Origin of the sequence: Flavobacterium sp., assembly GCF_029242675.1 — a bacterium.
In the GTDB taxonomy this organism is placed as follows: Bacteria; Bacteroidota; Bacteroidia; order Flavobacteriales; family Flavobacteriaceae; genus Flavobacterium.
Genome location: NZ_JAQWTM010000182.1, coordinates 1 through 9,437, shown reverse-complemented (window position 1 = coordinate 9,437; position 9,437 = coordinate 1). Strand labels below are relative to the sequence as shown.

The window sequence follows — 9,437 nt, the reverse complement described above, 5'->3', positions numbered from 1 at the left end:
AGCTGTCTCTAAAGCCTCTAGGTGTTCTAGAATTGTTTGTCCTTCGTACCAAGGCATTCCGCCTAAAGATTCCACGACATTATCACCCGTCAAAGCACTCAACGGAATGTAACTTACGTTTTGTTCTTTGAAAGTACTTTTAGCGTTTAACGCTTCAAAGTCGGCTTTGATTTTATTAAAAACTTCCTCTGAGTAATTAACCAAATCCATTTTATTTATAGCAACAATTACCTCTTTCACTCTCAACAAATTATTGATGAAAAAGTGACGGTAGGTTTGCTCAATTACTCCTTTCCGAGCATCAATTAAAATGATAGAAACTTGTGAAGTCGAAGCTCCTGTAACCATGTTCCGTGTGTACTCAACATGTCCTGGAGTATCAGCAATAATGTAACTTTTCTTAGCAGTAGAAAAATAAATATGCGCCACATCAATCGTGATTCCTTGTTCTCTTTCAGCCACTAAACCATCAGTAGCCAAAGAAAAATCAAGATAATCATATCCTTTTTGCTTGCTGCTTTTTTCAATTGCTTCTAATTTATCTGTAGTCAAAGATTGTGTATCGTACAATAATCTTCCGATTAAGGTACTTTTTCCGTCATCTACACTTCCTGCTGTTGCTATTTTTAAAACTTCCATAGGCCCCACCCCAGCCCTCTCCGCCGCGGCGGAACGGAGCTAGGTTTTGATTTTAAATTATTAAATATTTTTTTTATAAGTCCATTGTTCCCCCTTGGGGGTTAGGGGGCTTAAAAGTATCCTTGTTGTTTTCTTTTCTCCATCGCTGCCTCTGAACGTTTATCGTCAATTCGAGCACCTCTTTCTGAGATTGTAGAAGCTCTGATTTCGCCTACCACTTCAGAGATTGTTGCTGCATACGAATCAACTGCTGCAGTACAACTCATATCACCCACTGTTCTAAAACGAACAATGCGTTCTTCAATTTCTTCGTTTTCTTCTTGGTACACATAAGGAGAGTGTGACCAAATCATTCCGTCTCTTAAGAATACTTTACGCTTGTGTGAGAAGTAAATGGATGGAATTTCGATTTGCTCTTGTTCGATATAGCTCCAAACATCCAATTCTGTCCAATTTGAAATAGGAAAAACGCGAACGTTTTGACCATTTTCAATTTTACCATTCAATAAATCAAACAATTCTGGACGTTGGTTTTTTTCATCCCATTGACCAAAGTCATCACGAACAGAAAATATACGTTCTTTAGCTCTTGCTTTCTCTTCATCACGACGCGCACCACCAATACAAGCATCAAATTTAAACTCTTCGATTGCATCCAATAAAGTGGTTGTTTGCAAACTGTTTCTACTCGAATATTTACCCGTTTCTTCTACTACTTTACCTTCATCAATGGCATCTTGCACATTACGAACAATCAATTCTAGACCTAATTCTTTTACTAATCGGTCTCTAAATTCAATGGTCTCCGGAAAATTATGACCGGTATCAACGTGTAATAATGGAAACGGAATCTTAGCAGGAAAAAACGCTTTTTGCGCTAAGCGAACTAAGGTGATTGAATCTTTTCCTCCAGAAAAAAGCAATACTGGTTTATCAAATTGAGAGATAACTTCTCTGAAAATGTATATGGCTTCGCTTTCTAATGCGTTTGTTTTTAATAGTGAACTCATATTATAAGCCCCCTAACCCCCGAAGGGGGTACTGTTGGGGTGATTTTATTGTTAATAATTTATTCTTTTTCTCTTTTTAATTTCCCCCTCTGGGGGTTAGGGGGCTATGCAAACCACATTCTTTGTGACTTGATTCCCACCACCATCTTCCGGCTCTTATGTCTTCACCTTCGGCAATTGCTCTGGTACAAGGCGCACAACCAATGCTTACAAATCCTTTTTTATGTAAAGCGTTTTGAGGCACGTTGTTTTTTTCTAAATAACCTTCTACTTCTTTCAATGTCCATTTTAATAATGGGTTGAATTTAATGATATCAAATTTCGAATCGTATTCAAAAAGGTGTAAATCATGTCTATTCTCTGATTGTTCTGCTCTTAAACCTGTAATCCAAACTGAATTTCCTTTTAGAGCTTTAGTCAATGGCGCTACTTTTCGAATAAAACAACATTCTTTTCTATTATCAACCGATTCATAGAAACTATTCGGTCCTTTTGCATTCAATAAATTTTGTACAGCTGTAGCTTCAGGAAAGTAAACTTCGATCTGTTTTTTATACTTCTTCAATGTTTTATGAAAAACATCATAGGTTTCTTGGAATAACCGACCCGTATCTAACGTAAAAATTGTGATCGCAGCATTACTCTCTGCTATCATAGCTGTTATTACCTGATCTTCTTGCCCAAATGAAGTTGAAAAAACCACCTTATTAGGGAATTGATTGGTCAAAAAAGCAAAAGTTTCTTCGATTGAAAGGTCTTTTGTTCTAGCTATTAAGTCATTCGTTTGGCTGAGATTCATATTCTTTTTATCTATTTAAAACTATTACCCTATCGGTTTAGTAGATTACTTCGCAAAAGTAAAACAAATATCGCTATTACAAAAATATTTAAACGGAAAATTACTTTAAATAGTTTAAGAATCGGACAAAGGATCCCTTTAGTTTAAAACCTAATAATCAGCAGCTGACAAAAATCAGAATAGAAGCCATTAAAAAATAAAATTCATACTAATTTTAGTATAACTTTGTCGCTGCAACTACTGAGTAAAAACGATGCATTTGATTTTTTTTCATAAAAATCAGATAACCCTACTAAATCGATAGGATTATTATAAATTAGTTTATACTTTTGGCAAAAATTATTTAAGTTATGGATTTTCAATTAGGGTTTATAGTTGCTGGATTAGTTGTTGGTTTTATTGTTGGATTAACCGGAGTTGGTGGAGGTTCCTTGATGACACCGATATTACTTTGGTTTGGAATCCCTCCTACTACTGCAGTTGGAACGGATTTGTTGTATGCCGCTTTTACCAAAATGGGTGGCGTTTTCGTGCATCATAAGAAAAAAAATATTAATTGGTCAATTACCGGCTGGCTCAGTTTAGGAAGCGTACCTGCTGCTGTTGTTACGTTGTGGGTTTTAAACAGTATTAAAACTGATATATCATCCATTAATTCCATCATTAAGTATAGTTTAGGTTGGGCGCTCCTTTTTACTTCAATTGCTGTCCTTTTCAAAAAGAAGTTACTTGTTTTTTCTCAAAAGCACTCTGGTGATAAATTTCATTCAGAAAGTAAAACACAAAATTTACTTACTGTAGCTATCGGCGTTTTACTTGGAGTAACTGTAACGCTTACTTCAATTGGTGCAGGAGCTTTAGGTACGGTTACGTTATTTTTTCTATTCCCCTTACTACCAACTCCAAAATTAGTTGGTACCGAAATTGCTCATGCAGTACCTTTAACATTGGTAGCAGGCCTTGGACATGCTTCTATGGGAAATTTAGATGTAACATTGCTCGTTCAGTTACTTATGGGTTCACTTCCTGGTATTTTTATCGGTAGTATGCTAAGTGGTAAAGTACCCGATTTATTACTGAGAAATGCCATCGCAATCATGTTGTTCTTTGTAGGCTATAATTTAGTATTCTAAAAAATCTAAAACCATAAAAAAATCCCTTTTGATACCACAATGGTTATCAAAAGGGATTTTTTAGTACTGGTCAGTCGACTAAACAATAATATCTGCTAAACTGTTATTCTCTAAAATTTTAAGCGTATTGTCTCTGACTTCAGTCATTAATTTTCGGACAGCACAGGCTGCCTCATCTTGACAGTCATCACATTTTTCATAAAAATTATGTGATGCACAGGGCAATAAAGCGATTGGACCTTCGAGAATGCGGTATACTTTAGCCATGTTAATATCCTTTGGCTCTTTGATTAGATAATAACCGCCTCCTTTTCCTTTTTTTGCACCCAAAAAACCAGAATGACGTAAAAGCAATAAAATACTTTCCAGAAATTTAACCGAAATAGTTTCGCTTTTTGCAATATCAGCAATAGCGACAGGAGTTTGATCTTCTTGGCGCGCCAAAAAAGTCAATGCTTTTATTCCGTATTTCGTTTTCTTTGAAAGCATACATTTTACACTAATCATTAATTCATTAGTGATTCCAAAGCTACAATCAAAAATCGTTAATCACAAATCTTAGTATTAACCTAAAGCCTGCTTCAAATCAGCAATCACATCTTCGACAGTTTCTAATCCAACTGAAACACGCACTAAACCATCTGTAATACTCACAGCAAGCCTTTCTTCCACTGATAATTTAGTGTGCGTTGTAGAGGCAGGATGTGTCACGATTGTTCTTGAGTCACCTAAATTTGGCGAAAGCGAACACAGTTTTATCTTATCTAAAAAGTTTCGACCCGCTTCTAAGCCACCTTTTATCTCAAAGGCAACAATATTTCCTCCAGCTTTCATTTGCTTTTTTGCAATTTCATATTGAGGATGCGACTTCAAAAAGGGATATTTCACCTTATTTACATTGGGATGCTGTTCTAAAAACTCTGCAACTTTCATTGCATTTTCGCAATGTCTGTCTAATCGAATAGCCAAAGTCTCCAAACTTTTCGACAATACCCAAGCGTTAAACGGTGACAATGAAGGTCCCGTTAAGCGACTAAATAAATATATTTTTTGAATTAATTCCGGGTCACCAACGGTAATTCCGCCTAAGACTCTACCTTGTCCATCCATTAACTTCGTAGCCGAATGCACTACTAAATGTGCTCCCCATTTTATCGGCTGTTGCAAATAAGGTGTAGCAAAACAATTGTCGATTATTAAAATCAGATTATGCTTTTTGGCAATGGTACCAAGCAATTCCAAATTGATGATATCAACTGCAGGATTTGTAGGAGACTCGGCAAAAAGAATTCTGGTATTCGGTTTAATACAACCTTCGATGGTTTCTGGTTGGTTGATATCAAAATAAGTCGTTTCGATATTCCACTTGGGGAAATAATTAACGAATAAAGAATGTGTCGCTCCAAAAACACTACTTGAAGACACAATATGATCTCCCGATACCAATAAGGCAGCCATAGTCGAATAAACCGCAGCCATACCTGATGAGAAGGCAAAACCAGCTTGTGCGCCTTCCATCGCGCAGACTTTATTGATAAATTCATTGTTATTAGGATTGCTATAACGACTGTAAATATTGCGCTCTTTCTCTTCAGCAAAAGAAGCACGCATATCCTCGGCATCCTCAAAAACAAAACTCGACGTTAAGTACAAAGGAACCGAATGTTCTAAATATTGCGTTCTTTCTAGTTGATTGCGGATGGCTTGGGTTTCAAAACCAAAATTATTATTTTCCATAAATAAGCCCCCTAACCCCCATAGGGGGAATTGTGTTGGGGTTGATTTGTTTGTTACTAAATTTAATATTTATAACTCAACTATTAGTTACTAGTTCCCCCTTCGGGGGTTAGGGGGCTCCCGTTCAAAACCACTTTATAATGTATTGTAGCTGTTGGTTCTAATGTTTTAGAAACCGAGCAATATTTTTCGAACGAAAGTTGTGCTGCTTTTGCCGCTTTGTCTTCTTTTATATTGCCTTCCAAATAAAAAACAACATGGATGTCTTTGAATGGTTTGGCTTCACCAACTTGTACACGCTCGCCTTCGACCTCAGCCTTGAAAGAAGTGATTTCTTGACGTTGTTTTTTTAGAATCGAAATCATATCAATGGCACTGCAGCCTGCTACTCCCATCAGCACCAATTCCATCGGGCTTGCACCTAAATCATTTCCTCCAAACTCAGAGCGATTATCTACACTTACAATATGTCCACGTTCATTTTTTAATTCGAAATGGAAATTGTCATTTACTCTATTTAATGTAATTTTCATGTTATTTGTGTTTATGAACGTTGCTTTCGCTTTTTATAGAACGCGGATAACGCGGATTTAAAAACGATCACAACGGATTTTTTCTTTTTTTTCTAGTACTATAAACTCATCACTTTTTTAGAATGCAGATAAAACGCAACTACTTTCGCAAGAATGCGGATTTTAAACGCCTATCTATTATTTAACTCTAAACTATTGCTATTCCCCCTTCGGGGGTTAGGGGGCTTTACCCCTTATCCGATAATCTCAAAATATCTCCAAAAACGCCTCTCGCAGTAACTGCTGACCCAGCTCCTGCTCCTTGTATTACAATTGGTCGGTCTCCGTAGGATTCTGTGTAGATTTCGAAGAAAGAATCCGATCCTTTTAATCCACCCAAAGCGGTATCCGAAGGTACGGAAACTAATTTTACTTCCAAAATCCCTTTCTCATTTTGCAAATCTCCGGACAACTCTCCTATGTATCTCAAAACATGTCTCGGTTTTTGGTCTTTCTTTATTTTATCATAAATAGGATCAAATTCTTTCAGTTTCGTCAAGAAATCGGCCGCGCTACCGTCACGTAAGTGTTCCGGAATTAAATTCTGGATAGCTACCTCATCAAACTCGTTCTGTAAATCCAATTCTCTGGCTAAGATCAATAGTTTTCGACCTACATCATTCCCACACAAATCTTCTCTTGGGTCGGGCTCTGTGAATCCACTATCAATTGCTTCTTTTAATATTTCGCTAAACGGAACCTCTTTGGCAGAAAAATGATTGAATAAATAACTCAACGTTCCAGAGAATACTCCTTTAATTTTAGTGATGTTTTCCCCCGAAAGATGCAATAATTTAATCGTATCAATAAGCGGTAAGCCAGCACCAACATTAGTTTCGTATAAATAATTCTTTTGATTTTCGGCTAGTACATTTCGTAATTCTTTATAAAAACCATAGCTCAAGGTGTTGGCTACTTTATTAGACGAAATCAAATCAAAACTGTGCTCTGCTAATGGAATATAATTTTCTACAAAAGTAGCACTCGCAGTATTATCAACTGCAATCAAATTTTCTAAATGGTGCTCTTTTGCGAAAGCAATCACGTCATCAATAGTATAGGAAACGCCGTTAGTATCAATTTGGTTTTTCCAGTCAGCAGCAACTCCGTTTTTATTTAAAAGTACTTTTTTAGAGTTGGCAATGGCAAAAACATTCAGCTTAACGTCTTTTCTTTTTTCAATTGCTTTTGCCGATTCCAGAATTTGGTTAATCAAAGTCCCGCCAACCAATCCATGTCCGAAAATGGCAATATTGATTTTCTTAGCTACGCCAAAGATTTCTCCGTGAATTACGTTTAACGCTTTGTTGAGCTCAGACTTTTTCACCACCAAACTCACGTTTTTACCCGTCACGGTATTGTTGAACAAAATAGGTACGATTTTGTTTTTAATCAAAGCCGTATACGGTTTGTGAAACGTACTCAAATCTTGACCAATTATCGAAATCACCGATACATTATCGACCACCGTAATTTTATTGACATCTTTAGAATAGAAGTCATTCTCGAATTCTTTTTCTAATTCAGTTTTGGCTTTTGATGCTTTATCCGCAGCAACCACAAGACCAATTCCGCGTTCTGATGAACCTTGCGAAATAATACTTACGCTAATATCATTATCGCCCATTACTCTAAAAATACGGGCATCAACTCCAGTTTTACCCAACAATCCTCTCCCTTCGAGATTAACCAAAGATACATTCTCAAGAACGGACAATGTTTTGATTCCGCTTTCGGAAGAAGTAGCCGTAATTAAAGTCCCTTTGTTCTCATGATTGAAAGTGTTCAAAATACGCAACGGAATGTTTTTTTCTAACAACGGAATAATCGTTTTAGCGTGAAGTATAGTCGCACCAAAATTCGCCATCTCATTCGCCTCATTATAGGATAAGTTTTCAATTTTTTTTGCATCGAGAACTAATTCGGGGTTTGCCGTATAAATTCCATCTACATGCGTGAAGTTTTGCAATTCTTCGGCATTGATATAATTAGCGATTAAAGAGGCGGTATAATTGCTACCGTTTCTACCTAGCGTCGTAGTTTCGTTTTTACTGTTGGAACCAATAAAACCAGTTACCACTACCACTGCCTCTTTATTTTCATTAAAGAATTGGATACAATTCTTTTTCGAAATAGCATCTAATGGCTGCGCGTCACCAAAATTAGAATCGGTGATAATCAGTTCTCTGGTATCGGCTAGCTTTGCAAGAATATTTTTTTGGTTTAATAAAAACACCACTAGTTTTGCCGCAAGTACTTCGCCTTGTGCTAAGATTTGATCTTTGATTTTATTGCTATAATCACCAATCAAGCTTACGCCTTCCAATAATTTGTCAAGCTTGTCAAATTCTGCCGAAAAATCGACTGCATCAAAACCATCCTTTTGATAGGATTTAAAACTCTCTAGCAAAGGCTTGTAGTTTCCGTTTTTAGCAGCGATAGTCAAAATATCCTCTAATTCATCAGTTGCTTTGCCTCGCGCTGAAACGACCACAGCAATCTTTTCCTCTTGGTTTATTTTACTTTCAATAATATTTAAAACCGCATTAATTCCTTCTCCATTTGCTAACGATTTACCACCGAATTTTACTATTTTCATCTGTTTTTTATTTTTGAAAACAACTTCTAATAAATTGTCTAATTGTTCGTATTCCATCAAAAAAGCGTCGTGACCGTGCTGCGAGTCAATTTCGCTATAAAATACATTACTTTTAAATTTCTTGATTTCGACATAGGTATCCCTATTTTCTTTGGCGGTAAAGAATAAATCTGAATTAATACCCACGATATAGATGTTCGCCTCCACTTTCGAAATTATACTTTCCAGCGATTCATGATTTCGGGTAATATCAATCGTTTTAAGCAATTGATTCATCATTTTGTAGGCCGCTAGCTGAAACCTCTTTTCTAATTTTTCGCCGTGATAGTTCAACCAGCTTTCCACTTTAAAAGTTTCTAATTCGGCATTGATATCGCGATTAAATTTTTCCTTGAATGATTCTGGCGTACGGTAACACAACATAGCATGTATGCGTGCATCTTCGATTGGCTTTTTAGAATTATTCAAGATTTGCTCTTGCAAATAACAATTAGCAATCAGCCAGTCAGTGGCTTTCCAATCAGTAGCAATGGGAATAAAATTTTGCGCTAGTTTAGGTTCTAAGGCCAAAATTTCCCAAGCGATACCGCCACCTACTGAACCACCGATGAGAGCAAATAAACTATGGATTTCAAGAATCCGAAGTCCTTCGATAAATATTCGAGCGATATCTCTAGCAATAAAATCTCTGTAGTTCTCAATGGTATCCGAGTTAAAGCCGTTTCCAGGCACATCAAAAGATACAATGGTATATTTTCGGGTATCGATTGTTTTGTCTATACCTACAATATCATTCCACCATCCTGATTCGCCAATTACTTGCGAATTTCCCGTTAAGGCATGATTAATCATAACAATTGGAGCCGTATGCAAAGGAGCTCCAAAAATTTGATAACTTAAGTTTAGGGAAGCATAAAAAGCACCATTGTGAGTGGTGAATCAGGATGG

The 9,437-nt window shown here is 36.6% G+C and carries 8 protein-coding genes; 1 reads left to right on the top strand and 7 read right to left on the bottom strand.

Annotation, left to right across the window (positions count from 1 at the left end):
• The 3 genes from P8M54_RS07025 to P8M54_RS07015 all read right to left on the bottom strand — a co-directional run.
• Positions 1-639: GTP-binding protein (locus tag P8M54_RS07025; protein WP_300286629.1), on the bottom strand; the 639-nt coding region annotated here is incomplete at its 3' end.
• 110 nt (positions 640-749) lie between these two features.
• Entirely contained in the window at positions 750-1,649 is a 900-nt protein-coding gene (gene cysD, locus P8M54_RS07020) for a sulfate adenylyltransferase subunit CysD (RefSeq protein ID WP_300286627.1), read from the bottom strand.
• A gap of 76 nt (positions 1,650-1,725) precedes the next feature.
• Positions 1,726-2,448 (bottom strand): phosphoadenylyl-sulfate reductase, encoded by a 723-nt coding sequence (locus P8M54_RS07015; protein ID WP_300286625.1) that lies wholly within the window; start codon positions 2,446-2,448, stop codon positions 1,726-1,728.
• A 350-nt stretch (positions 2,449-2,798) separates the two neighbouring features.
• On the opposite strand from P8M54_RS07015, the gene P8M54_RS07010 reads away from it, so the two are divergent.
• Positions 2,799-3,581, top strand: a complete 783-nt coding sequence (locus P8M54_RS07010) for a sulfite exporter TauE/SafE family protein (protein ID WP_300286622.1) — start codon at positions 2,799-2,801, stop codon at positions 3,579-3,581.
• A 78-nt stretch (positions 3,582-3,659) separates the two neighbouring features.
• Here P8M54_RS07010 and P8M54_RS07005 read toward each other — a convergent pair whose 3' ends face one another.
• The 4 genes from P8M54_RS07005 to thrA all read right to left on the bottom strand — a co-directional run bounded on the left by P8M54_RS07005 (position 3,660) and on the right by thrA (position 9,341).
• Complete coding sequence (locus P8M54_RS07005) at positions 3,660-4,070, bottom strand: Rrf2 family transcriptional regulator (RefSeq protein ID WP_300286621.1); 411 nt, start codon at positions 4,068-4,070, stop codon at positions 3,660-3,662.
• 75 nt (positions 4,071-4,145) lie between these two features.
• Positions 4,146-5,318, bottom strand: coding sequence for an aminotransferase class I/II-fold pyridoxal phosphate-dependent enzyme (locus tag P8M54_RS07000; RefSeq protein WP_300286619.1), 1,173 nt, complete (start codon positions 5,316-5,318; stop codon positions 4,146-4,148).
• 83 nt (positions 5,319-5,401) lie between these two features.
• Positions 5,402-5,851 (bottom strand): OsmC family protein, encoded by a 450-nt coding sequence (locus P8M54_RS06995; RefSeq protein WP_300286617.1) that lies wholly within the window; start codon positions 5,849-5,851, stop codon positions 5,402-5,404.
• A 226-nt stretch (positions 5,852-6,077) separates the two neighbouring features.
• Positions 6,078-9,341, bottom strand: a complete 3,264-nt coding sequence (gene thrA / locus P8M54_RS06990; RefSeq protein ID WP_300286615.1) for a bifunctional aspartate kinase/homoserine dehydrogenase I — start codon at positions 9,339-9,341, stop codon at positions 6,078-6,080.
• Between the last annotated feature and the right edge of the window lie 96 nt (positions 9,342-9,437).